Origin of the sequence: Microbispora sp. H11081, assembly GCF_012999535.1 — a bacterium.
GTDB lineage: Bacteria > Actinomycetota > Actinomycetes > Streptosporangiales > Streptosporangiaceae > Microbispora.
The window spans coordinates 106,785-130,346 of record NZ_JABBWV010000016.1; the positions used below are offsets into that span (position 1 = coordinate 106,785).

Genomic DNA, 23,562 nt, shown 5'->3' on the forward strand with positions numbered 1-23,562 from the left:
CCGAAGGCCGGGATGGTCAGCGGCGAGAAGAGCGCGAGGGCGAGCGGCGGCAGGATGCCGGGCCGCGTGCCGAAGAGCCGCACGAGCAGCCGCAGCAGCATGACCGCCACCACCGCCTGGAGCGCGAACGTGACCCCCGCGACCAGCGCCCAGTCGTACGGCGACAGCCGCGACAGCACCCAGGTGAGCGCGAGCGCCCCCGGCATCAGGTGGCCCTTGTGCACCCGGAACAGGAAGTCGAACGTCAGGGCGTGCTCGTAGGCGTCGCCCACGAACAGGAAGTCGTCCTCGATGAAGAAGGACGAGGCGAGGACGGGGATCCGCACCGCCAGCGACGCCACGACCAGCAGGACCGCCGTGACCGTCACTGGACCGGCCGCGCCCGTCCACCGGCGCGGCGGCGTCCCGCCCGGCCGTCCGGTGCGCGTCGTCGTCCGCGTCGTCCGGGTCATCCCCGCCATCCCCGTCTCCACGGGATCAGCGTCATCGGGACCCGCGTGAGGTCTGTTCTGCAATCAGGACTCTCCCCGCATTGCGCACCAAAAGGGGTGTTATGCTCCGGCGCACCCGACAGGAGAGTGACGTCGTGCACGCCGAGCCGTTCCGCGCCGACCTGGCCCGTTCCATTCGCCTCTTCGGCGCCTTCCGGCGGGAGCAGACCGACCCCGAATTCTTCTACGGCCTGCTCGCCCGCGACACCGTCGCCCAGCTCGCGACGTACGCCGACCTCGACGGCGCGCTCGTCGCGGACGTCGGCGGCGGTCCCGGCTACTTCACCGACGCACTGCGCGACGTGGGCGCGCGGCCGGTGTGCGTGGACTGCGACGCCGGGGAGATGAGCGCGCGCACCGGCGCGATCCCGGACGGCGCGGTGCTCGGCAGCGCCCTCGACCTGCCGCTGCGGACCGGCTCCGTGGATGTGTGCTTCTCCTCCAACGTGCTGGAGCACGTGCCCGACCCGTGGCGGATGGGCGACGAGATGGTGCGGGTGACGCGGCCGGGCGGCCTGGTCTACCTGTCGTTCACCAACTGGCTGTCGCCCTGGGGCGGCCACGAGACCTCGCCCTGGCACTACCTGGGCGGGCACCACGCCGCGCGCCGCTACACGCGCCGCCACGGCCGCTCCCCCAAGAACGTGTACGGCACGAGCATGTACGCCGTCTCGGTGGCCAGGGCGCTCGCGTGGGCCCGGCGGCATCCCGGCGCCGACCTGGTCGACGCGCTGCCGCGCTATCACCCTCGGTGGGCGACCCCGGTGATCCATCTACCCGGCGTCCGCGAGATCGTGACGTGGAACCTCCTGCTGGTGCTGCGCCGCCGCTGACCTCCCCCTCCGGGAGCCGAGCCGGTGGACCCCGGCGAGCGCCGCCGCGAGCACGGTGGCGAGCAGGCCGCACGCCAGCGGGATCCAGTCGCGCGTCAGCAGGATCCACCTGCGGAAACGGGCCGCCTCGTCCGCGAACGCCCGCACCTCGGCGGGGCTCGTCACCAGGTCGGCGTCGAACGCCACCAGCCGCTCGACCTGGTCGGGCGTGCGCAGGGTGTCGCGCCGCCGCTCCTGCGTGCGCACGGTCAGCCCGCTCTCCGGTTCGACCCAGATCGTGCGGGTGATCTCGGTGTACCTCGCGACGGCGACCCGCGGCTCGCCGGGCATGCCGATCGACTCGCCGGGCACCGGGCCCGGCAGGTCGGCCGTACGCACCGGCCCGGCCGCGTAGGTGTAGCGGTAGGTCCGCAGGCCCTCGACGGTCTCCTCGCGCTCGAACCGTATCGGCGCCTCCCGCCGCAGCACCGGGTCGAACATGCCGTACGAGCGCGGCTCCGCCCCCGGGGGCAGGCGGAAGGCCAGCCCGGTCTGCCGTACGCCGGGATCCTCGTCGACGTATCCCCCGCAGCAGTCGACGGCCAGGCCGGTGCGCCGGTCGAAGGCGGTGCGGCGCTCGTGGTAGTCGACGCGCTCGCCGTCCCGGGTGTCGAGCGCGGAGAACTCCACCCACACGGCCGTGCGGTCGTCCCCGGCCTGCGGGTCGCCGTACAAGGCCACCGTGTTCTGCACGGGCACGCCCCGGTGGAGGCGGAAGCTGGCGGTGTCGAGATAGGTGGCCGAGGGCGACAGGAGCCGCTGGATCCTCGTCTGCTCCAGCGGCAGCACCGTGGCCCTCGGGGAGACCTCGAAGCGGAACAGCACCCCCACCGTGACCAGGAAGGCGATGCCCGCCAGCAACAGCGTGCGCGGCCACCCACCCCCACTGCCGTGATCTTGTAGTTTGTCGCAGGTATCCCCCGTGACCTGCGCCCCCTCCGTCCGTGATCTTGCACTCGGCCGGGAGAAAACGCCGCTGCCTGCGGCGACGTCGTACGTGACCTTGCGATCGGCCGGGTCACGGTCCTCCGCGTACGGCCCACTGGGCGACCGGCCGCCGACGGCGGCCAGCAGCCGGGCGAGTACGACGAGGCAGAGCGCGTCGGCGGCCAGTCCCTGCCCGGCGGCCTGGGCGACACCGGCGAGGCCGAGCGCGACGAGCACCGCCCACGCGGAGGCGGCGCGCCTGGCGAAGGCCAACGGGCGGCTCGCATCCGCCTGCCGGGCGTCGCCGATCCTGCCCAGCCACACGAACGCCGCCAGCGCGGCCACGACGACGGCCGCGCCCACCGCGCCCCCGGTCCACAACCCGGCGAGCGGCGCCGCGAGCCACACCCACAGCGGGCGGACGCGGCCCGGCCCCGTCGCGCGTAGCCGCGACCTGCCGCGCGGGAGTGCCAGGGCCACCACGACTAGGGCGAGACCGAGCCCGGCGAGCAGCGCCGTGCGGTAGGCAGGGTCGGGCTCGTAGCGCAGGACCACCTCTCCCCCGCCGGCCGGCAACTCCCACGCCTGCCGCCAGCCGTCCAGCCGCGCCGGGTTCAGCCGCGCGCCGCCGAGGTACGCCTGCCAGCCGGCGTTGTGGTTCTCGTTGACCACCAGATAGGACGGCTCGGCGGCGGCGACCCGGAGGCGGCGCTCCTGGGGCCCCCACGCCGTCACCGTGGCCGGGACGGCCTTGACCGCCGCGCGCGCCCGCCCGGTCTGGTCATCCGACACGGTGCCATCGGCCAGCATCACCGAGCGCACCAGGAAGGCGTCGCCCGGCACCACGCTGACCCTGCTGTGGCCCTCGGCCAGGCGCACGGGCGCGCAGCCCTCGTAGGTCAGCGCGCGACCGTCGAGCACGTCGTCGAGCGTGCCGCCGACCACGCGGGTCGGCACGTCGGCGCCGTCCACCCGGAGGGCCGGGCCATACCCGCAGGGCAGTCGCGCGGGGACGTCGCCGAGGCCGCCGAGGGGCGCCACCCCGGGGACGGCGATCTCGGCGACCTCGATCGGGCGGGAGGCGGGCGCGGTGAACTCGACGGAGAACGTACGCGTCCGCAGCGCGGGGAAGGCGAACACGCCGTCGCGGTCAACCCAGCCCTGCACCGCGCGGTCGCCGGCGCGCACGGTGAGCTTCACCGGCGGGACGCCCTGAGCGGAGTCGGGGAACAGCACCCGGATCCGCGAGAAGCTCCGCGTCGTCCCCAGGTCGATCGACAGCGTCGGATGCCGGTCGTACGGCTGGGCGAACCACACCGTCGCGGGATCGCCGTCCATCGCGTGGCGGCCGAGCGTGGCGCCGTGCTCGGCCGCCACCGAGGACGCGCTGACGTGCGGATACCGCTTCGGCAGCGTGGTGAGCACTTCGGCCGCCTTCGGATCGGTGAGTACGGCACGCCCGCGCACCGTGCGCGGGCCGTCGCGCGTCACCGGGACGAGCCGGTCGAATCCGTCGCCGTCCTCGCCCACGATCCGCAGCCGCGAGGAGCACGTCCAGGTGACGGAGCCCCGCATGCACGCGCCGGCGTCCCCCTGCCTGGTCAGCAGCGTCGTGCCGGGGTCGCCCGCGCCGGTGTCCGGCACCGAGATCGTGCGTGCCGCCCGCACGCCCGGCACGCGCAGGTCGGTGATGCCGACCCGGCTGCCGAGCGCCGTCCGCGGCTCGTACGCGAGCCTGGTCACCCGGATCCGCAGCCACGTGCTGGCCCCGGGGACCGGGCGCAGCGGCTGGAGTTCGCCGGTCCGCGCCACCGGGACGCGCCGCACGCCGCGCTCGGTCTCCAGCGCGACCTCGGCCACCGGCGGCCCGCCGGCCTCCTGCTCGAACGCCATCGAGATCTCGGTCAGGTCGACCGGGCCGGCGAAGCGGACCTTCAGCCACTCCCCGACCGCGCCCTGCCAGCCGTCCGACCGCCACGCCGTGCGCGGGTCGTCGTCGAGCGCGGCGTACGGCTGCGTCCCGGGGTCGCGCCGGCCCACGGCGGCCGTGACGCCGGATTCCGCCGATGAGGCGGTGACGTCCTCGATGCCGAGGTAGCGCGCCGTCGAGGTGGCCGCCGACCAGGCCGGATCGGTGAGGTCGGTGGTCACGGGCTCCTGGTCGTCCGTCAGCGTGGCCGACGCGATGCGCCGTACGTCGCCGAACACGATGTCCCGTTTCCGCAGCGTGTCGGTGCGGATCGTGTCGCGGGACGGGATCGCCGCGGCGCCGGGCTCGTCGCCGACGAGCACCGGCCTGTCGCCGGTGAGCAGGCCCTCCTCGGCCAGGTCGAGCACGGCCTCCGGGGCGCCCTCGACGTGCAGCGTGCCCGCGCGGGGCACGGTCGAGGCGAGCGGGGCCGCCCCCGGGATCGTGTAGACCTCCAGCGCCGGGTACGGCTGGTCGAGCCAGCCAGAGGCGGTGCCGCTCGCGGCCAGGCCGACCACCGGCCCGAACTCCGCGGTCCTGGACAGCCCGGAGTCGCGCAGGGTCTGGTGCACCCGGGCGGGCCAGGCGGTGCCGAGCGCCTCCCTGACCAGGTCGTTGCGGATGAGCAGGTGGCTCACCCCGGCACGGCGCAGGGCCTCGGCCAGGCCGGGCGAGCCGCGCCCGGTGGCGAAGCGCTCGTCGACCGCCTGCACGAGCCGGGCCAGGCCGGGTGAGCCCCACGGCACGTTGGCGTGGGTGGCCCAGCGCACGGTCAGCAGCGACTGCATGGGCTCGTCGAGCGGCCGCCCCCACAGGTAGTCGCCCCGGGCGGAGCCGGGCATCGCGAGCACCATGCCGTCGCCCGCGGCGCGGTTCAGCCAGGCGGCGGCCTCCCGCCAGTAGGCGGGGATGTCCACGAAGGAGCCGCGTGGGTTCACCCCCGCGGTCCCGACCGGCACCAGCGTGAGCGCGAGCAGGCCGGCCGTCACGGCCGTGACCGGCACGCGCGGACGGGCCGGACCCGTGGACGGCACCGCGGCGGGCAGCGCGGCCAGGCCGAGCGCCACCGGCAGCCGGATCAGCGCGTCGAACTTGTGCAGGTTGCGGAACGGCGCGAGCGGCCCGTCGAACAGCTCCCTGACCTGGCCGGTCCAGGGATGCGCGAGATCACCCGCGTGGCCCGCGGTGACGATCACCAGGCCCGCGACCACGCACAGGACCAGGAACGTACGCTCCGGGGTCGCCCGGCATACGACGCCGGCCAGCCCGAGCCCGGCCACCAGTGCCGTCGCGGCGACCAGCCACGGCACGGTCGCCTGGTCGTAGGCGGCCGGCAGCCACGGCTGCCCGTCCACCGGCAGGAACGCGATCCAGCTCGACGTGCCGCGCAGGGCGTTCAGCGGTGACGTGACACCGGCGACGGCCGACGCCGTCTCGATGAACGGCAGGAACGAGAAGATGTAGCGCCCGAGCAGCAGCAGCGGGACGAGCCACCACATCGACACGAGGCCGATGAACAGCAGCCACCAGCCGAGCAGGGCCCGTCTGCGCCCGCCACGGCGGCGGCTGAGCAGGTAGAGGAGCGGGACGACGAGCACGGCCAGTTCGGCCGCCGCGTTGACGCCACCCGCGAACAGGAACGCGACGGCCGACAGCGCGGCGGCGCGACGCGGGCTCGTCCCCTCCCCGGCACCGCGGACCAGCGGCAGCAGCACCCACGGCAGCACGGCGCTCGGCTGGAACTCCGAGGAGTTGATCCCGATCAGGGCGAGCGCGTGCGGGGCCAGGGCGTAGGCGAGCGCGCCCACGATCCGGGTCGCGGGCGAGCCGATCCCCATCGCGCGGGCCAGCCGCTCGGTCCCGAGGAACGCCGCGCACAGCACGAGCGACATCCAGAGCCGCTGGATGGCCCAGGCGGGCATGTCCACGGCCTGGAAGAGCGCGTAGAACGGCCCCATCGGGAAGAGATAGCCGTACGCCTGGTTCTGCAGGTGGCCGAAGTAGGCCGGATCCCACAGGTGCAGCGCGCGCGACAGGAACCCCAGCGGGTTCACCGCCATGTCGAGCTTGGTCTCGGAGATCACCGCGCCCGGGGCGGTGTTGAAGGCGACGGCCGCCAGCAGCAGGCAGCCCGCGAGCAGCCGGAGCCGGTGCCGCAGCGTCCCGCCCGGCGGCGCGGGACGCGCGGCGGGGGCCCGCTCCGGGGCTTCCGCGCTCCCGTCGCGCGCGGGCTCCCGCGGCTCGACCGGGACGTCAACGGACACGGGCGCGCTCGGGCTCCTTCTCGTGGCCGTCCTGCGGCGACGGTGCGGGAACCCGGCCGAGTTCGCCCGCGACCAGCCCGGTCATGGCGGCCCCCGTCCTCCCCCAGGTGAACTCGCCCGCCCAGCGCCGGCACTCCCGGGCCATCCTGGCCCTCGTCAGGGGGTCGTCCAGCTCCCGCAGGGCGTGGCCGACCACGTCCGCGAGCCGCTCGCCGTCACGGACCAGCCAGCCCGTCACGCCGTGCCGTACGGAATCGCGCAGGCCGGCCACGTCGTAGGCGACAGTCGGCACGCCGAGGGCCGCCGCCTCGATCACGGTCAGTCCCCAGCCCTCGAACTCGGAGGCGGTGACGTTGAGCCTGGCACGGCTCAGCACGGCGTTCTTCTCCGGCTCGGGCAGGAAACCGTGCAGGTGGACCCGCCCGGCCACGTCGGACCTCACCGCCCGCGCGGCCAGCCGGTCGCGCTCCGGGCCCCTGCCGACGACGTGCACGTGCAGCCCGGGACGGCCGGGCGCCAGGTCGGCGGCGAGCTCGACCACCCGCTCGACGCGCTTGTGCCCGACCAGGCGTCCGAGGTAGACGACGGCGGGATCGCCCGGCACCGGGTCGTCCGCGACGGGTCTGGCCGTGGGGCCGCCGTTGGGCACCACCTCGATCGGGGCCAGCCAGCGGAGGCGTTCGCGCAACTCGTGGCGGGAGGACTCGGAGACCGTCACCGTCGTGCGCCGCCGATACAGCAGCCGGGCCACCGGCCCCTCGACGAAGCAGCCGATCCTGGCCAGCCAGCGGGGGAAGAAGGCGTGGAACTGCCGGTCGTGCACGTGGTGGACCACACAGATCACCCGCGTACGGCGGCGCACCACGAGCGGGGAGAAGAACGGGATGCCGTTCATGCAGTCGAGGACGACGTCGAAGCGGCGGCGGTGCAGCAGCAGCCAGAGCGGGACGAGGAGATAGACCAGGTATTTGTTGCCCATCCTGCGCAGCCGGATGCCGTCTCGCGACTCCGCGCGGGTCTGGTGCCGCTCCCGGCTGGTGAGGAAGTCGACGCTCGCGCCCTGGCCGACGAAGTAGGCGGAGACCCGCCACGCGTACTCCTCCGCGCCGCCCGCGACCGTCTGGCCGGGTTCCCGGAAGTTCAGCACGGCCACGCGCACACCGTCGAGCAGGGGCGCGGCGGCGGGAGCGGCGCCGGCGGCGGCCAGACGCGGCCTGTCCGGCGGCTCGGGGAAGGGGGCCGGGCACCCCGAGGCGTTCGCACCCTGTGCGACCACGACCACTCCTTCGGGTGACACGTCTCAGCGGGAGTTTCGGGGGATCCCCGCGACGCGGGGACGGCGGCGCGGGCGCGTGACGGGCGCGGGCGGGTATGGCGAAGCGGCGCCCCCGACGGGCTCGGTCTTGGCGGGGATCCCCGGAACGGGGTGTCAGGCGGGCCCGGTCACCTGTCGCCGTAGTTGTAGAGCGGCTTGTTCGGCGGCTCGGCGGTGGGCGCCGCGACGTTGACGACCGCCACGGACGCGAGGCCGGCGAGCACGGCCCCGACCACGAGAGCAGCCAGCACCTTCAACACAGGATGCTTCCTCCTTGCCGGAGCGGGCGGTGAGCCAGAGAGTAGAACGTGATACAGCTTAGACACCATAGCTTTGGTCAAACCGTGATAAACAGACTTACTGTCCAGTATGCCGCCAGATCCCAGGTAGTAGCAGGTCAAAGGCGCACCAGGAGGAGCTCCCGGCCCCTGTGGACGGGGATCGCTCCCGGCAGACAAGACAAGAACGCGTTCTCGTTCAGCCCGGCCGCGAGGACGTAGCGCACCCCCTCACGCCGCAGCCCGTCCGCCATCGCGGAGGCTGCGGGGCCGGTCCCCGCAGGAGGACAACCGCCGCCCGCCAGGCCCCCTGCCGCCGTGAGCGCGGACGCCACCTCCCCGACCCGGCGGGTCCGCGGGCTCTCGGCACCGACCCTGATCCGCCCCCCGCCCGGCACGCCGACGACGAGCGTCTCGTCCCACAGCACGGGCCGGGAGAACATCTTGGTCGCGGGGTCGAGGACCACCCGCCCCGAGTTCCAGGCGAAAGCGCGATAGGCGCTCCAGGGCAGCGACAGCAGCGCGCCCGGAGCGGGATCTCCGTTGACGACGGCCTGGACGCGCCGCCATTCGGCCGGATACCCGGCCGCCCCGAGCCTGCCGGACGCGCCGAGCGCGAAGGTCGGCAGCACGAGCACCGGCACCGCCACGGCGGCCGCCGCCACCAGTGCGGGCATGCTCAGGCGCAGCGCCGCCACCACGGCCGCGACGCCCACCGCCTGCGCGAGCGCGAACGGCGCGATGTACGCCTGCCCGTCGCGGAACGGGCCGAAGCCCGCCCACCAGCCGATGAGGGCCCGCGGCACGCCGGGCGCGAAGGCCCCCGCGCAGGCGACCAGGAGACCCGCGCACGCCCCCGCCGCCAGACCACGCCCCCAGGCGGGCCCGCGGCCCCGTACGATGCGTACGAACCCGGCGACGGCGACGAGGGCCAGCGCGAGGCGGGCGGCGGCGAGGCCGGGACTGTCCTGGCCGGGCACGGCGGCATGGGAATTCCAGATGCCGCCAAGGGAGAACAGGCTGCCGAGCGTCCCGAACGGCCCGTCCGCCCTGGGCGCGAACGCGGCCACCCCGGCGGGATCGGTCACGGCGTCCGACCCGACAGCGAGGACGAGCCACGGCAGGCTGAGCACCGCGACCACGACCGCGACCACGACCACGGCCTCGGCCGACGCCCGGAGCGCCGCACCCGCCCGCCCTCTCCCTGTGCCTCTCCCCGTGCCTCTCCCCGTGCCTCTCCCCGTGCGCAGGGCGGCCACCGGGAGCACGGCCATGGCGCTGACCAGCATGGCCTGGAATCCGCCCACGGCCGCGGGCAGCAGGGCGGCGGCGAGCCGCCAGGGCCCGCCGCGCGCGGCGGCGCGCACCGCCCACGGGAGTCCCGCGTACCCCAGCAGCAGCGCCCACTGACCGATGAGCAGGCGCTGCGCGAGATAGGCGTTCCAGGCGTAGAAGGCGGCGGCGGCCAGCCTGGGCACGATCCCGCCGTCCGGCAGGGCTTCGCCCGCCAGGGCCGCCGCGCCGGAGGCGGCCAGCGTGAACAGCCCGAGCAGGATCGCCTTCTGCACGATCTCGGCCGGGACCACGGCGGACAGCAGCGCCACGACCTGGTCGCTCGGCACCGCCCTGGGGAAGCCGTCGCCGAGGCGCAGCGGCGGGTCCGGCACGAAGACCATGTCGTAGCGCAGGGTGAACCCCGGCCCGAGGGCGGGCCCGAGCGCGAGCACACCGAGCGCCAGGCCGAGCAGGGCCGGCCCGAACCGCACGACCGCCGGCCTCGGCGCGGCGCCTGCACGCCCTCCGAGACCAAGCCGTACGAACCGGACGGGCCGCCACATGCCGTCCAGGCTATTGGCTCGCCCGACGGCTACTTGCCCGGCTCGGGGTCGCGGGGCAGGCCGAGCATGCGCTCGGCGACGATGTTGAGCTGCACCTCCGTGGTGCCGCCGTAGATAGTCATCGCCCGGGTGGCGAGCACGGCCCGGTTCCAGTAGCCGGCGTCGCCGAGCTTCCAGTCCGCGGCGGTGACGGCGGCCGTGCCGAGCAGGGAGATCGCCACCTCGGAGACGTGCTGGGCGTGCGAGGTGGACAGCAGCTTGCGCACCGAGGCGTCGGCGCCCGGCTCGCTGCCGGCGAGCTGCTTGAGCGTCACCCGCAGCGACAGCGCGTTGATCGAGTGGGACTCGCAGACGACGCGGGCGAGGTCCTGCCGCTCGGCGGCGGTCAGCTCGCGGCCCAGCCTGCCCGCGAGGCCGAGCAGGTCGGGCACCGACGCGCCGGTGCCGCCGGAGCCGGACGACAGCGAGACCCGCTCGTTCGACAGCGTGTTCCTGGCGACCCGCCAGCCCTCGTCGACCTCGCCGACCACCATGTCGTCGGGCACGAAGACGTCGTCGAGGAACACCTCGTTGAACAGGTTCTCCCCGGTCATCTCGGTCAGCGGCCGTACGGTCACGCCCGGCGCCTTCATGTTCACCAGGAAGTACGTGATGCCGTCGTGCTTCGGCTTGGAGGGGTCGGACCGGGCGATGCAGATGGCCCACTCGGCTACGTGCGCCACCGACGTCCAGATCTTCTGGCCGTTGAGCTTCCAGCCGCCCTCGACCCGCTCCGCCTTCATCTGCAGCGACGCGAGGTCGGACCCGGCCCCCGGCTCCGAGAAGAGCTGACACCAGATCAGCTCGCCGCTCAGCGTCGGCGGCAGGAACCGCTCCTGCTGCTCCGGCGTGCCGTACGTGACCAGCGACGGCACCACCCAGGCACCGATGATCATCTGGGGCGGCTTGATCCTGGCCGCCCTGACCTCCTGGTGGATCAGCACCTGCTCCAGCGGGGAGGCCGCCCGGCCCCAGGGCTTGGGCAGGTGCGGCATGACGAATCCCGCCTTGGCCAGGGCCCGCTTCTGCTCGGCGCCCTCCAGGGCGGCGATCTCGGCGAGCTCCGCCCGGATGGCCTCGCGCAGCGGCTCGGACTCCTCCGGCAGGTCGATCTCCATCTCGCGCCCGGCGCCTCCCAGCGCGAGCGCGGCCACCCGGTCGGACCACTCGGAGGAGGAGCCGAGCAGGGCGCGGATCGTCAGCGCCCTGCGGTAGTAGAGGTGCGCGTCGTGTTCGAAGGTGTAGCCGATGCCGCCGAACGTCTGGATCGCGTCCTTGGCGCACTGCACGGCGGCGTCGGGCGCCATGACGGCGGCGATCGCGGCGGCGTAGTCGCGCTCCGCGCCCTCCGCCCTGGTGGCGTCCCAGACGGTGGCACGCGCCTGCTCCAGCGCCACCAGCATGCGCGAGATCTTGTGCTTGATGCCCTGGAACTGGCCGATCGGGCGGCCGAACTGCACCCGGACCTTCGCGTAGTCGGCGGCTGCGGCCACGCACCAGGCGGCCACCCCGGCCGCGTCCGCGCCGAGGACGATCGCGGCCACGTTGCGTACCTCGGCGCCGGTCAGGCCGGTCAGCACCCGCTCGGCGGGCACCCGCGCGCCGTCGAACTCGACCTTGGCCACGCCCCGGGTGAGGTCGAGCGGCTTGACCGCGGTGACCGTGGCCTGGGCGGCGTCGATCGCCACCCACTCCTCGCCGGTGCCGGTCGACACCGGCAGGATCAGCACGTCGGCGACCGCCGCGCCGAGGACGTACGCCGCCGTGCCGCTGATCGTCAGCGCGTCGCCGTCGCGTACGCCGGTGATCTCGCCGTCGAGCGCGACCGCGCCGGTCAGCGATCCGTCCGCGAGCCCCGGCAGCAGGTCGGCCCGCGCCTTGCCCTCCGAGGCGGCGATCGCGGCGCTCGCGAGCACGGTCGGCACCATCGGCCCCGGCGCCACCCGCTCCGACAGCGCCTCGATGGCGACCGCGGCCTCCAGCAGGCCGTAGCCGGAGCCGCCGTACTCCTCGGGGATGTGCAGCCCGAGCAGCCCCTGATCGGCCAGAGCGGGCCAGAAGGCGGGACGCTCCTCCGTGCCGGGAGCGGCGAGGACGCCCACCGCGCCCCGTACGAGGTCGGCGGGCACGGCCCGCTCGGCCCAGCCGGTCACCGACTCGCGAAGCGCCTCGTGCTCCTCGCTCAGCCCGATCGCCATCAGATCCTCCAGCGCTAGGTCCCTTGTAGAACCATATTCTAGAGGAATGTTCGTGGGCTGGGCAGGAGTTTCGCGATCTCCGGTATCGGCCGTCCCCGGCGGCCGTCATGACCTGCGCGGGTCCCGGCGCGCCGCCTTGCGACGGCCGTTTGCCCAGGTAGACAGGGGACTATGCAGCTCTCAGGGAAGGTCATCCGCACCGTCGCCGGCCCGGCCGTGGCCGTACTGGTCGCGGGGGGGTGCGCGTCGGGAACCACCCCGGCCCTGACCGCCACCCCGGCCGCGCCCGCGACGGCGGGCACGACCTCGGCGGCGCCCGCGCCCAGCCGCCAGATCGAGCTGGAGACCACCTACGAGCAGGTCATCAAGAGCGTCCTTCCGTCAATCGTGCAGATCACCACAGGGCAGGCACTCGGCTCCGGCATCGTCTACGACACGGCGGGCCACATCCTGACCAACGCCCACGTCGTGGGCGCCGCCAGGGAGTTCCAGGTGACGCTGGCCACCGGAGGCAAGCCGAGGAATGCCCGGCTGGTGAGCACCTATCCGCCCGGCGACCTGGCGATGATCCAGGTCGAGAACGCGGCCGGGCTCAGGCCCGCCGTCTTCGGCCGCTCCGCCGACCTCAAGGTCGGGCAGATCGTGCTCGCCATGGGCAACCCGCTCGGCTTCTCCGGCAGCGTGACCCAGGGCATCGTGTCGGCCCTCGGCCGCACCGTGACGGGTGAGAAGCACGCCGGCGGCGGGGCCGCGACCATCACCAACGCCATCCAGACCTCCGCGCCCATCAACCCCGGCAACAGCGGCGGCGCCCTGGTCGACCTGTCCGGGCGGGTCATCGGCATCCCGACGCTGGCGGCCGTCGATCCGCAGCAGGGCACCGCGCCCGGCCTCGGCTTCGCCATCCCGAGCGACACCGCGACCGACGTGGCCCGCCAGATAATCCGGTACGGCCGGGTCGTCAACAGCCGCAGGGCGGCCCTCGGCGTACGGGTCGGCACCGCGGTCGACGCGAGCGGCGACCCGGTCGGCGTGGCCGTCGGCTCGGTGTCTCCCGGCGGCGGCGCGGACAAGGCGGGTATCCGCCCCGGCGACGTGATCGTCAAGGTCGAGGGCACACCCACCCCCACCGCCGGTGATCTGTCGCAGATCCTGGCCACGCACAAGCCGGGCGACAAGATACGGGTGGAGCTGATGCATCCGGACCGCACCAAGAGGACGGTCACCGTGACCCTCAGCGAACTACCGGCCGGGAGATGAGCCCGAACCCGACATAGCGGTGTGAGGTGCCGCGATTTCGCGTGGAGAGGGCTCCCGCCTGGTTGTTACGGTCGATCCGTGATCTCCCCGGAACTCACCCGGTTCATCGCCGGGCTGCCCAAAGCGGAACTGCACGTGCACCACATCGGCGCGGCGTCACCGCGCGTCGTCGCCGACCTCGCCGCGCGGTACGAGGGGGCGACGGCCGTGCCCGCCGACCCCGCGCTGATCGAGGCCTTCTACGAGTTCCGCGACTTCGCCCATTTCCTCCAGGTCTATGTGCAGGTGGTCGACCTGGTGAGGACGCCCGAGGACCTGTGGACACTGACGTACGGCGTGGGCGGCGACCTGGCCGCCCAGCGGGTGCGGTACGCCGAGGTCACCATGACGCCGCATTCCCAGCTGGTGCGGGGTTTTCGCCCCGCAGGAGTTCTGCGAGGTCGTCGAGGACGCCCGGCGCAGGGTCGAGGCGGACTACGGCACCGTCCTGCGCTGGTGCTTCGACATCCCCGGCATCCCCGGCCCGCCCGCCGACCAGACGCTCGCCATCGCGCTCGACCAGCGCCCGGACGGCCTGGTCAGCCTGGGCCTCGGCGGCCCGGAGGTGGGGGTGCCCAGGTCGCAGTTCGCCCCGCACTTCGCCGCGGCCCGCGCCGCCGGGCTCCGCTCCGTGCCGCACGCCGGCGAGGTCGCCGGCCCCGAGCACGTCTGGCAGGCCGTACGCGACCTCGGCGCCGAGCGGATCGCGCACGGCATCCACAGCGTGCGGGACCCGGCGCTGCTGGAGCACCTGGCCGAGCACGCGATCACGCTGGAGGTCTGCCCCACCTCCAACGTGCGCACACGGGCCGTGCCCAGCCTGGCCGAGCACCCGCTGCCCGCGCTCGTCGCCGCCGGAGTGCCGGTCACGGTGAACTCCGACGACCCGCCGATGTTCGGCACCGACCTCAACCGGGAGTACGCCGTGGCGGCCGAACTGCTCTCCCTAGACGAGAAGGGCGTCGCCGCCCTGGCCCGCGCGGCGGTGGAGGCGTCCTTCCTCGACGCCGGGGGCAAGTCCGCCCTGCTCGCGGAGATCGACGCGTACGCCGTTCAGAACTCGTCGGCGCCGCTCGGCTGAACGATGTCGAAGACATGGCGTGAGGCGGCGCAGACCCGGCTGCCGCCGCTCCTTATGGGGTGAGTCAGGCCGTCGCGCCCGTGGGCCGCGAGACGGCCACGACCTCCACGATGCCGTCGAGGCCGACGAAGTCCTTCGGATTCGCGGTGTAGAGAGGCAGCTCGTTGCCGGCGGCGATCGCGGCGATCATCAGGTCGGCCACCCTGCCACGTGGCTGCCGGCCGGAGACACGGACGGCGGCGCATATCTGGCCGTATACCCGGGCGGCCTCTGCGTCGTAGGGCAGCGGGTCGAAAGTCGCCTCGACATGCTGCAGGACCGCTATCCTCCGAGCCCGCTTGATCGGATCAGCGGTGGCGTGCGGCGCGTCCGACAACTCGCCGAGCGTCACAGCGGTGATCAGGGATGCTTCCGGGAGTTGCGCGACGTCGAACAGGGGCAGGACGGCCACGATGTTGGTGTCGAGCACACCTTCCGCGTGCCTCACAGGCCGGTCCCCTCCAGCGGATCGGCGGGCAGTTCCTGATCGATCCCGGCGTCCAGGTCGGCACGGAGTTCGTCGGGGTCGAGAACAGGTGCGGTAGCGAAGACGGCCAGCACCTCCGCGGTCGGCACGGCCCGGCGACGCTTGATCGGGATGACCTCGGCGAGTGGCTCGCCGTTGATCGTCAGCACATATTGCTGACCCTGCCGCAGCCCCCGGGTGATGCTGCCGGAGTCGCTGACGAACTGCCGCACGCTGACATCGACAGGCCTGGGTCTGGCGCTCATGGCTCCAGCTTACGACGCGTACTACGCCGTACCACAGGCCTTGGCGGGATCGGTGCCCGCGCTCGTCAGAACTCGTCGGCGCCGCTCGGCTGAACGATGTCGAAGACATGGCGTGAGGCGGCGCAGACCGTCTCCAGCACGTGGATCGGCACGTCCTCGGCCGAGTAGGCGGCCCGCACGATCTGGACGACCCACTCTCCTGGGCCCAGCTCCAGCGTGGCGGGCTCGTCGTCGCGGGACGGCCGGGCGACCAACTGCTCCTCCGCCCGCCCGAACCGGTGGCCCAGTTCCTCGATCCGCGCCTGCAGGCTCGGCGCCAGGAAGCCCGGCTCGCACAACGGGGTGTCCGCGAAGAGGTCCAGCCGCAGGAAGCTCGTGGCGACCCGCACCGGCACGTCGCCGGCGAGCAGCAGCTTGCGCCTGGCCAGCACCGGCGCGCCCGGCTCGACCCGCAGCCCGGCGGCCACGTGCTCCGAGGCGGGCTCCGGGCCGACGTACAGCATCCTGCGCCCGGCCCGCACCCCCTGCCGCTCCGCCTCCGTCAGGAACAGCGAGGCCGAGCCCCGTACGGCAGGCTCCGACGGCAGCGACCGCCGCACCACGACTCTCGGCTCCCGCACCACGACTCTCGGCTCCCCCACGGCAGGACCCCCTTCCAGGCAACGCCACCGACAGTACTCGTCACGCCTGGGAGCCGCTCGGGAGGTGCCCGGCGACCGGAGGGACGTCTTCCGGGAACGACAGAAGGGCGGGGAGGCAGCTTTCGCTTCCTCCCCGCCCTTCCGCGGAGATGTGGAGGTGGCGGGAATCGAACCCGCGTCCTTCAACACCAAGACAGGGCTTCTCCGGGTGCAGCCTGTTGCGATTTTCTCGGCCCCGGAGATCTCACAGGCGAGTCTCCGACGGGCCCAGTCACTGTTTGGTTTCCCGTACGACCCCGTGACCGGGCCGGACGGTTGAGCCTTCTAGCGATGTCAGTTCCAGGCCGAAGGCACTCCCGGGCTGACAGAGGTTCTCGCTGCTTAGGCGGCGAGAGCCAGGGAAGCCTGGCTCACCTCAGTGCTCTTCTTATTGGCACTTATTGTTTGCGGTCACAGTGTTGACGGGGTTATGTCCGCAGTCCCCGACCCGCTTCCCCTGACTTGCAATGCCGAAGTCGAAACCGGTCACCCCCTGTGCAGTTGTCAACCCCGACCCCGAGGGGCCGGTGCCACCAGCTTACTCAAGACAACAGCGATGACGCGACTCGAATTCCGCCCGGCCGGGTGGGACGCCGAAGCCCCCGGGGCGCGGCCTCTGGCGCGCGCTCCGGGGGCCGACCGGCAGGGTCGAGCCGGTCCGGACGGCAGGGCTCCCCCCGAGATGGAGCCCTGTCCTCATCACGGCGACTGGGCCCGCAACCCCCCAAGCGGGTCCCAGTCACCTAGAAAGACGCCGGTGGCCGCCCGGATGGTTGCTCGGCCCACGCCATTTTTCAGGTCTGGGGCTGAGCCGCGCGGAAGAAGCTCCCGGCCATCGTGGAGGCGGCCGACAGCCCGCCGCCCTGCGCCAGCACGGCGACCGCGACGTCCCCCTGCCAGCCCACGAACCACGAGAGCCGCAAGCGCTCCTTCTTCTCCGTCTGGGTGACCTCGGCGGCCACGCCGTACACGGGGTCGCCGGGGGCGGAGGCGGCGGAGGCGGCGCCGGACGACACGCCGGCCCGCATGAGCGTGCGCAGCTTCGCGGTGATCGCGGGGTCGAGCGTCACGGGCTGCGCCGCGGCCGCGGGGGGGCCGTCCTCGACGCTCGGGTCGGGCGCGGCGGGCGAGACCACCAGCACCGGTGGCCGCCACGTGCCGGACTTGACCGCCGCGGCGACGAGGGCCATCGCCAGCGGGCTGACCCGCGCGCCCTGCCCCGCGATGATCTTCGCGATGGCCGCGTCGCCGTCGGGGGCGGCGATCGACCCGCTGAACGTCCGCAGCGGCAGCCTCCAGTCGCCGCCGATGCCGAACTGGCTCGCGCTGGCGGCGAGCCGCTGCCCGCTGATCCGCCGGGCCAGCGACGCCAGCGCGGTCACACAGCCCTGCGCGAAGTCGGCCTGGAAGGTGGGCGTCGTCACACCGTCGACGCCGGGCTGCTGGAAGCGCGCCCCGCCCACGGTGCGGTCGGCGCTGCACGGCACCTTCTGCTTGGGGTCGAGGCCCGACTTGAGCAGCCCCTCCGCGGCGACGATCGAGAAGGCGCTGCCCGCGACGTACCGGCCGGCCAGCGCGTCCTTCTCCTGGTGCAACTGGTTGGTGGAGACGGCCAGCACCTCGCCGGTGGAGGCCTGCACGGCGACGAGCGCGGCCGGGCGTGGCCCCGCGACCGCGGCGTCCCCCGCGCTCTGCAGCCTGCTGTCGATCGTGGTCTGTACCGACGCGTTCTCCCGCCCCGGCCACGCCTTGAGCTCCTTGACCTGCCGCCCGGTGGCGTTGTCGAGGATGACGACCCGGGTCTCCGTCGAGCCGGTGAGCTGGTCCTGATAGGCCTTCTGGAGGCCGTCCCTGCCGAAGGTGTCACCGGCCCGCTGCGGCCCGCCGAGCCGCTGCTCGGCCTCCGGGGTGATGGCCGTGACCACGCCGACGATCTGGGTGGGCGACTTGGGCGCGACCGGCGGGTTGTCGATCTGGAACTCCAGACCTCTGATGGCCTCCAGCTTGGACTTGATCTGGGCGAACTTCGTCCGCCCGAACGTGGCGAGGGGGACGAAGTCCTGCGGGGGCGACGACAGGATGCGGCTCAGCAGGCGGTCCTGGGCGAAGCCGGTGACCTTCGACAACTGGTCGCAGAGCCGGCCGGGGTCCTTGACCTTGGCGGGGGTGACCCCGGCGACGTGCAGCACGGTCTCGTCCTGCAGCGCGTTGCCGTCACGGTCGAGGATGGGCTTGCGGCCCTTGGGGACGGTGGCGACGGCGAACCGCTGCCCGGGGTGCAGGTCGGGGTGGATGACGCTCGGCGACCACCGCACCTTCCACTGGCCGCCGACCAGGTGCAGGGGGAGGTTTCCGTCGTACTGCCACAGGGGGTTGTTCTCACCGAGGTCCACCTCGGCGTGGTAGCCGGCCTGCGCGTTGTCGCCGTCCCGGCTGATCCCCCGCAGCGAGAAGCGGACGGAGGCCGCGTCCAACTGCAGGCGGGCGTCCTCGATCGCCTTGCGCACCGCCGCCTGGTCGCCGTCGGTGCGCCGCGCCGCGGCCGCGTAGTCCCCCGTCTGCCAGCCGACGAGGAAGTCGCGCACCGCCTCGTTCGGCGACGGCTCCTCGAAGCAGCCGGCCAGCAGGGGCGCGGTCAGGCCGAGCGCGAGCGCGACCCGTACGGCTCTCGCCCGGACGACGACGCCGAATCTTCCGGAGGACAGGGCCACGGCCTAACGGCCCCCCCGGCGGCGGACCGCGTTCGACATGGCCCGCGACATCTCCCGGTTCGCCTGCTTCTCCATGAGCGTCTGCCGCTTGTCGTAGTCCTTCTTACCCCTGGCGACGCCGATCTCGATCTTGGCCCGGCCGTCCTTGAAGTACATGGACAGCGGGATGAGCGTGAGGCCCTTCTCCTTCAGCGTCGCGTCGATCTTGCCGATCTCCTTGCGGTGCACCAGCAGCTTCCGCGTGCGCCGCGCGGCGTGGTTGGTCCAGGTGCCCTGGCTGTACTCGGGGATGTACACGTTGATCAGCCAGAGCTCGCCGCCCTCCACCGAGGCGTAGCCGTCGGTGAGGTTGGCCTTTCCCGCCCGCAGGGACTTGACCTCGGTGCCGGTCAGCACGAGCCCGGCCTCATAGGTGTCCTCGATGAAGAAGTCGTGCCTGGCACGCTTGTTCTGGGCGATGAGCTTGCGCCCGGTCTCACGTGGCATAAGGGGAGCCTACCGTCGCCGCGAGGGGCGGAAACGAGCTGCGCGGCCGGTGCGGATCACACCCGCAGGTAGCGGCGCAGGGTGACGAACGAGGCGAGCACACAGATCAGCACACCGATGGCCATCGTGGCGGTGATCACACCGGCGACGGTGTCCCATCCGAGTGGCGCGGCCATGTACGTCTGGATCGACTCGAAGATGAAGACCTTGACGATGATCAGGATCACGCCGGACAGGACTCCGCCGATGAGACCCGCGATCAGGCCCTCCATCACGAACGGAAGCTGGATGTAGATGTTGGACGCGCCGACCAGCCGCATGATGCCGGTCTCTCTGCGCCGGTTGTACGCCGACAGCCGGACCGTGTTGCCGATCAGCAGGATGGCCGCGAACAACATGAGCGCGGCGATGCCCAGCGCCATGTAACGCAGCTTGTCCATGAAGCCGAAGACCGATTCGAGCAGGTCGCGCTCGTTGACGACGTTGGAGACGCCGGGCTGTCCCTTGAGGCTGGCCGCGACGGCCTCCGCCTTGTCGGGGTCCTTGAGCTTCACCCGGAACGACTCCGGCATGTCCTCTGCCTTGGTCACCGACAGCAGGGTGCGGTTGCTCTCGGTCTCCTGGAAGTGCTTGTACGCCTCGGCCTGGTTCTCGAACTGCACCCGCTCGACGTCGGGGAGCGCCTCGATCGTCTGCTTGAGACTGGCCTTCTCCTCCTGCGTGACCGTGCCCTTGTTCTTGCACGGCTCGAAGGGGGCGTTCTTCGTGCACAGGTAGACCGACAGCTCGACCTTGTCGGTCCAGAAGCCGGTGAGCTTCGAGACCTGGGAGTTGATCATCATTCCGACGCCGAGCAGCGCCATGCCGACCGCCACGGTCACGATCACCGCGATGGTCATCGTGAGGTTGCGCCGAAGGCCGATCCAGACCTCGGAGAAGATGAAGTTGGCCCGCATGGTCCCAGTTACTCCTAATACGCCTGGCCGTACACGCCGCGCGACTGGTCGCGGACGATCTTGCCGTCCTCGAGCTCGACCACGCGCTTGCGCATGGAGTCGACGATCGCGGCGTCGTGCGTCGCCATGAGGACGGTCGTGCCGGTCCTGTTGATTCGGTCGAGCACCTTCATGATGCCGATGCTCGTGGCGGGGTCGATGTTTCCCGTGGGCTCGTCCGCGAGCAGGATCATCGGCCGGTTGACGAACGCGCGGGCCATCGCGACCCGCTGCTGCTCACCGCCGGACAGCTCTTCCGGCATGCGATGCGCCTTGCCCTCCAGGCCGACGAGCTCGATGACCTCGGGCACGACCTTGCGGATGAACCGGCGCGGCTTGCCGATGACCTCCAGGGCGAACGCGACGTTCTCGTAGACGTTCTTGTTCGGCAGCAGCCGGAAGTCCTGGAAGACGCAGCCGATGCGGCGGCGCAGGTGCGGCACCTTGAAGTTGGACAGCTTGGAGAGATCCTTGCCGGCCACGTGGATGGAGCCGCTGTTGGGCCGCTCCTCCTTCAGCACCAGCCGGAGGAAGGTCGACTTGCCCGACCCGGAGGGACCGACCAGGAAGACGAATTCGCCCTTGTCGACGTCCACACTCACGTGGTCGAGGGCAGGCCGGTTTTGGTTCGTGTAGACCTTGGTGACATTATCGAAATGGATCACGGGCGCATCACGGCTAGCCAGTCTAGGGGGTGGGACGGCCGGTCCGGGGGTCGCCGGTCACTTTGCTCGGGATCGACGTTCCGTTTGGCCGAAGGCCAGTCTAGGGGTAACACTGGCATGGAACGTCCATAACGGAAACAAAACGATTGGCCCTTGGGCCATGGGGCGGTAAAGCTGCTATGAGCTGCGAACATCTGATCTGCGCCGCGTGCGCGGGCCCCGTGGTGGAGGGGCGCTGCCCCGTCTGCCGGGAGGGGCGCGCCAAGGTTCACCACCACGGGTTCCTCGGGCTGTCGCCTCTGGCGATCGCGGTGATCGTGCTGCTCGTCGTGGCGCTGGTGGCACTCGGCCACATCAGCGGCTACTGAGCCCGGCCTACTGAGCCCGGCCTACTGGGCCTGGGCCTCGCCGGACTCCTGGCGGCGCATCCAGCGGATCTCGCCCTCGATGAAGCCGTCGAGGTCGCCGTCGAGCACGGCGGTGGGGTTGCCCGCCTCCACGCCCGTGCGCAGGTCCTTCACGATCTGGTACGGGTGCAGCACGTAGTTGCGGATCTGCGTGCCCCACGACGTGGTCGCCTCGCCGCGCAACTCGTTCATCGCCGCGGCCTCCTCCTGACGCTTGCGCTCCAGCAGCTTGGCGGACAGGACGGCCATCGCCGTCGCCCGGTTCTGCAGCTGCGACCGCTCGTTCTGGCAGGAGACCACGATGCCGGTCGGGAGGTGGGTGATCCGCACGGCCGAGTCTGTCGTGTTCACGCCCTGGCCGCCCGGCCCGGACGACCGGTAGACGTCGATGCGCAGGTCGTCCTCGTTGATGTCGATGTGGTCGGTCTGCTCGACCACGGGCACCACGTCGACGCCCGCGAACGAGGTCTGCCGACGGCCCTGGTTGTCGAACGGGCTGATCCGCACCAGCCGGTGGGTGCCGTGCTCGCCCCTGAGCGTGCCGTACGCGTAGGGGGACTTGACCGCGAAGGTGGCCGACTTGATGCCGGCCTCCTCAGCGTACGAGGTCTCGTAGACCTCGGCCGGGTAGCCCTTGCGCTCGGCCCACCGCAGGTACATGCGCAGCAGCATCTGGGCCCAGTCGGCCGCGTCGACGCCGCCCGCCTGCGCGTTGATGGTCACCAGGGCCTCGCGGGCGTCGTACTCGCCCGACAGCAGCGTGCGGACCTCCAGCGCGCCGACCTCCGACCTGAGCGCGGCGAGCTCCCTCTCGGCCTCGGCCAGCGCGTCCTCGTCGCCTTCCTCGGCGGCCAGCTCGAACAGGACCGGCAGGTCCTCCAGGCGGCGGTCGAGGCCGTCCACCCTGTTGACCTCGGCCTGCAGGTGGGAGAGCCGGCTGGTGACCTTCTGGGCCTGCTCAGGGTCGTTCCACAGATCGGGGGCGGCAGCCTGTTCCTCCAACTCGGCGATCTGCTTGCGCAGGGCGTCGAGGTCGAGCACGTCCTGAATGCTCTTCAGCGTGCCGCCAAGCTCGTTGATCTCTTCGGCTGGATCGATGACTGCCACGTCTGTAAAGGGTACGCGAACCGAGGACCCTGTCGGGCAGCGCGCCTCGGTAGCATGTGGATCGATTGCAACGGGAGGCTGGCGTGAACGGGGTCGTTCGGAACGCGCTGGCCCTTGCCCTCGTGGCGTGCACGGCGGTCGCCTGCTCGGGCGGGGGCCCGGACCGGTCGCCCGCGAGTCCCGCGGCGGCCACCTCCGCGCTGCCGAGTCCCGGCGGGGAACGCGCCCCGAGCCCGTCGCCCAGCCCTCCTGCCGTGACGCTGGACGACGCCTCCCAGGCGCTCGACGCGTTCCTGGACACCGACGACGTGCTCAGGCAGGCCGGGGCCGGCCGGTGGGCGCTCCTGCTCACCCAGGACGGCCAGCGGCCCATCACGATCGCCGAGATCCACTCGCACGGAGGCAGGCCCGCCCGCTACACCTGGGGCGACCGTGAGGTGTTCGTGCCCCGGCAGAGCACCCGCCCGACCGTGTGGTTCGCGGCCACGGCGGAGCGGCGCGACGCGTCCGGCGAGGTCCGCACGGCTGTGCTCACGTTCGTACGGCAGGGCAACGGGCCGTGGCGCAACAGCTTCGCGTCCCTGCTCTACCCGGGTGAGAAGCCGCCCGCGATCGCCCTCGACGAGGACGGGTACGCCACGGCGCTGGAGTCGCGCGACGCCTCCGTGGCCATCAGCCCCAACCTGATCGGCCCGCTGCACGCCACCGTCGCCGAGGAGGGCCCCAAGGGCTACGCCTCCGGCCTGATCGCGCCCGGCCCGCAGACGACGGGCTTCTTCGACGAGATCACCGAGACCAAGGCGGCGGCTAAGGCCGACGACTGCATGAACTACGAGTCGATCTTCGCCTCCGCGCCCAACTACCCGATCTACGCGCTGCGCACGCGCGACGGCGGCGCGATGATGCTCTACACACTGGTCCGCACGTCCTCCTGGACGCCCGTCCCGCAGGGGCTCAAGTGCGGCGAGGGGCGTCCTGTGACGGTCCCCGCCGCGGCCCGCTGGCTGCTGAGCCCGGTCAAGGACCTGTTCATCCGGCAGAAGCGGCAGATCATCGAGACACAGCAGTACGTGAGCGCGGTGCCGCCCAAGGCGTCCACCGCGCCCGCGCACGTCGTCGGTTACGAGGGTGTCGTCACCGGCGGGTCCAACCGCTGATCGCCGGGCACG

At 72.5% G+C, this 23,562-nt stretch carries 18 protein-coding genes, 1 other RNA gene and 1 pseudogene; 6 read left to right on the forward strand and 14 right to left on the reverse strand.

The window, feature by feature from the left end:
• Positions 1-553: 553 nt before the first annotated feature.
• Positions 554-1,324: a class I SAM-dependent methyltransferase gene (locus HHX31_RS29205; RefSeq protein WP_169952204.1), complete on the forward strand. Its 771-nt coding sequence runs from the start codon at positions 554-556 to the stop codon at positions 1,322-1,324.
• On the opposite strand, the gene HHX31_RS29210 is transcribed toward HHX31_RS29205, so the two are convergent.
• The 5 genes from HHX31_RS29210 to HHX31_RS29225 all read right to left on the reverse strand — a co-directional run bounded on the left by HHX31_RS29210 (position 1,265) and on the right by HHX31_RS29225 (position 12,191).
• Complete coding sequence (locus HHX31_RS29210; RefSeq protein ID WP_169952206.1) at positions 1,265-6,523, reverse strand: porin PorA family protein; 5,259 nt, start codon at positions 6,521-6,523, stop codon at positions 1,265-1,267. The genes HHX31_RS29205 and HHX31_RS29210 overlap by 60 nt on opposite strands.
• Complete coding sequence (locus HHX31_RS29215) at positions 6,513-7,799, reverse strand: glycosyltransferase family 4 protein (RefSeq protein ID WP_311932289.1); 1,287 nt, start codon at positions 7,797-7,799, stop codon at positions 6,513-6,515. Before HHX31_RS29215 ends, HHX31_RS29210 begins: the two co-directional genes overlap by 11 nt.
• 167 nt (positions 7,800-7,966) lie before the next feature.
• Complete coding sequence (locus HHX31_RS35375) at positions 7,967-8,098, reverse strand: hypothetical protein (RefSeq protein WP_283244670.1); 132 nt, start codon at positions 8,096-8,098, stop codon at positions 7,967-7,969.
• A gap of 137 nt (positions 8,099-8,235) precedes the next feature.
• Entirely contained in the window at positions 8,236-9,954 is a 1,719-nt protein-coding gene (locus HHX31_RS29220) for a hypothetical protein (protein ID WP_249346922.1), read from the reverse strand.
• Between the two features lie 29 nt (positions 9,955-9,983).
• Positions 9,984-12,191, reverse strand: coding sequence for an acyl-CoA dehydrogenase (locus HHX31_RS29225; protein ID WP_169952208.1), 2,208 nt, complete (start codon positions 12,189-12,191; stop codon positions 9,984-9,986).
• Between the two features lie 171 nt (positions 12,192-12,362).
• Between HHX31_RS29225 and HHX31_RS29230 the strand changes: the two genes are divergently transcribed.
• The 3 genes and pseudogenes from HHX31_RS29230 (at position 12,363) to HHX31_RS35385 (ending at position 14,571) form a co-directional block, all read left to right on the forward strand.
• Positions 12,363-13,451, forward strand: coding sequence for a S1C family serine protease (locus HHX31_RS29230; protein WP_169952209.1), 1,089 nt, complete (start codon positions 12,363-12,365; stop codon positions 13,449-13,451).
• 135 nt (positions 13,452-13,586) lie between these two features.
• A pseudogene (locus HHX31_RS36065) lies at positions 13,587-13,811 on the forward strand (adenosine deaminase); the annotation flags it as partial.
• Positions 13,812-13,845: 34 nt separating this feature from the next.
• Positions 13,846-14,571 (forward strand): adenosine deaminase family protein, encoded by a 726-nt coding sequence (locus HHX31_RS35385; protein ID WP_311932292.1) that lies wholly within the window; start codon positions 13,846-13,848, stop codon positions 14,569-14,571.
• Positions 14,572-14,635: 64 nt separating this feature from the next.
• On the opposite strand, the gene HHX31_RS29240 is transcribed toward HHX31_RS35385, so the two are convergent.
• From HHX31_RS29240 to ftsE, 8 genes are all read right to left on the reverse strand, one after another.
• A complete protein-coding gene (locus HHX31_RS29240; protein ID WP_169952211.1) occupies positions 14,636-15,058 on the reverse strand; it encodes a type II toxin-antitoxin system VapC family toxin in 423 nt (140 codons plus the stop codon).
• Positions 15,055-15,342, reverse strand: coding sequence for a prevent-host-death protein (locus tag HHX31_RS29245; protein WP_169952213.1), 288 nt, complete (start codon positions 15,340-15,342; stop codon positions 15,055-15,057). The genes HHX31_RS29240 and HHX31_RS29245 overlap by 4 nt, the downstream gene beginning before the upstream one ends.
• Before the next feature lie 65 nt (positions 15,343-15,407).
• A complete protein-coding gene (locus HHX31_RS35390; protein ID WP_311932290.1) occupies positions 15,408-15,983 on the reverse strand; it encodes a UTRA domain-containing protein in 576 nt (191 codons plus the stop codon).
• Between the two features lie 149 nt (positions 15,984-16,132).
• Positions 16,133-16,516, reverse strand: a transfer-messenger RNA (tmRNA) gene (gene ssrA, locus HHX31_RS29255).
• A 300-nt stretch (positions 16,517-16,816) separates the two neighbouring features.
• Positions 16,817-18,733, reverse strand: coding sequence for a penicillin-binding transpeptidase domain-containing protein (locus HHX31_RS29260; protein WP_311932291.1), 1,917 nt, complete (start codon positions 18,731-18,733; stop codon positions 16,817-16,819).
• A 3-nt stretch (positions 18,734-18,736) separates the two neighbouring features.
• The gene (smpB, locus tag HHX31_RS29265) at positions 18,737-19,219 is read right to left on the reverse strand and encodes an SsrA-binding protein SmpB (RefSeq protein WP_169952215.1); all 483 of its coding nucleotides are present in this window, start codon (positions 19,217-19,219) and stop codon (positions 18,737-18,739) included.
• Between the two features lie 56 nt (positions 19,220-19,275).
• On the reverse strand, positions 19,276-20,175 hold the full coding sequence (ftsX, locus tag HHX31_RS29270) for a permease-like cell division protein FtsX (RefSeq protein WP_169952217.1): 900 nt from the start codon (positions 20,173-20,175) through the stop codon (positions 19,276-19,278).
• A gap of 14 nt (positions 20,176-20,189) precedes the next feature.
• On the reverse strand, positions 20,190-20,879 hold the full coding sequence (ftsE, locus tag HHX31_RS29275) for a cell division ATP-binding protein FtsE (protein ID WP_169952219.1): 690 nt from the start codon (positions 20,877-20,879) through the stop codon (positions 20,190-20,192).
• Between the two features lie 179 nt (positions 20,880-21,058).
• Here ftsE and HHX31_RS29280 point away from each other — a divergent pair, with 179 nt between their 5' ends.
• Positions 21,059-21,247, forward strand: a complete 189-nt coding sequence (locus HHX31_RS29280; RefSeq protein WP_169952221.1) for a hypothetical protein — start codon at positions 21,059-21,061, stop codon at positions 21,245-21,247.
• A 21-nt stretch (positions 21,248-21,268) separates the two neighbouring features.
• Here HHX31_RS29280 and prfB read toward each other — a convergent pair whose 3' ends face one another.
• The gene (gene prfB, locus HHX31_RS29285) at positions 21,269-22,393 is read right to left on the reverse strand and encodes a peptide chain release factor 2 (RefSeq protein WP_169952223.1); all 1,125 of its coding nucleotides are present in this window, start codon (positions 22,391-22,393) and stop codon (positions 21,269-21,271) included.
• Positions 22,394-22,476: 83 nt separating this feature from the next.
• Between prfB and HHX31_RS29290 the strand changes: the two genes are divergently transcribed.
• A complete protein-coding gene (locus HHX31_RS29290) occupies positions 22,477-23,550 on the forward strand; it encodes a hypothetical protein (protein ID WP_169952224.1) in 1,074 nt (357 codons plus the stop codon).
• The last annotated feature ends 12 nt before the right edge of the window (positions 23,551-23,562 follow it).

Coding starts and splice junctions, on each gene's coding strand:
- HHX31_RS29205 (WP_169952204.1), top strand. CDS start 554: ATGCTCCGGCGCACCCGACAGGAGAGTGACGTCGTGCACGCCGAGCCG.
- HHX31_RS29220 (WP_249346922.1), bottom strand. CDS start 9,954: ATGTGGCGGCCCGTCCGGTTCGTACGGCTTGGTCTCGGAGGGCGTGCA.
- HHX31_RS29225 (WP_169952208.1), bottom strand. CDS start 12,191: ATGGCGATCGGGCTGAGCGAGGAGCACGAGGCGCTTCGCGAGTCGGTG.
- HHX31_RS29230 (WP_169952209.1), top strand. CDS start 12,363: ATGCAGCTCTCAGGGAAGGTCATCCGCACCGTCGCCGGCCCGGCCGTG.
- HHX31_RS29245 (WP_169952213.1), bottom strand. CDS start 15,342: ATGAGCGCCAGACCCAGGCCTGTCGATGTCAGCGTGCGGCAGTTCGTC.
- smpB (WP_169952215.1), bottom strand. CDS start 19,219: ATGCCACGTGAGACCGGGCGCAAGCTCATCGCCCAGAACAAGCGTGCC.
- ftsX (WP_169952217.1), bottom strand. CDS start 20,175: ATGCGGGCCAACTTCATCTTCTCCGAGGTCTGGATCGGCCTTCGGCGC.
- HHX31_RS29280 (WP_169952221.1), top strand. CDS start 21,059: ATGAGCTGCGAACATCTGATCTGCGCCGCGTGCGCGGGCCCCGTGGTG.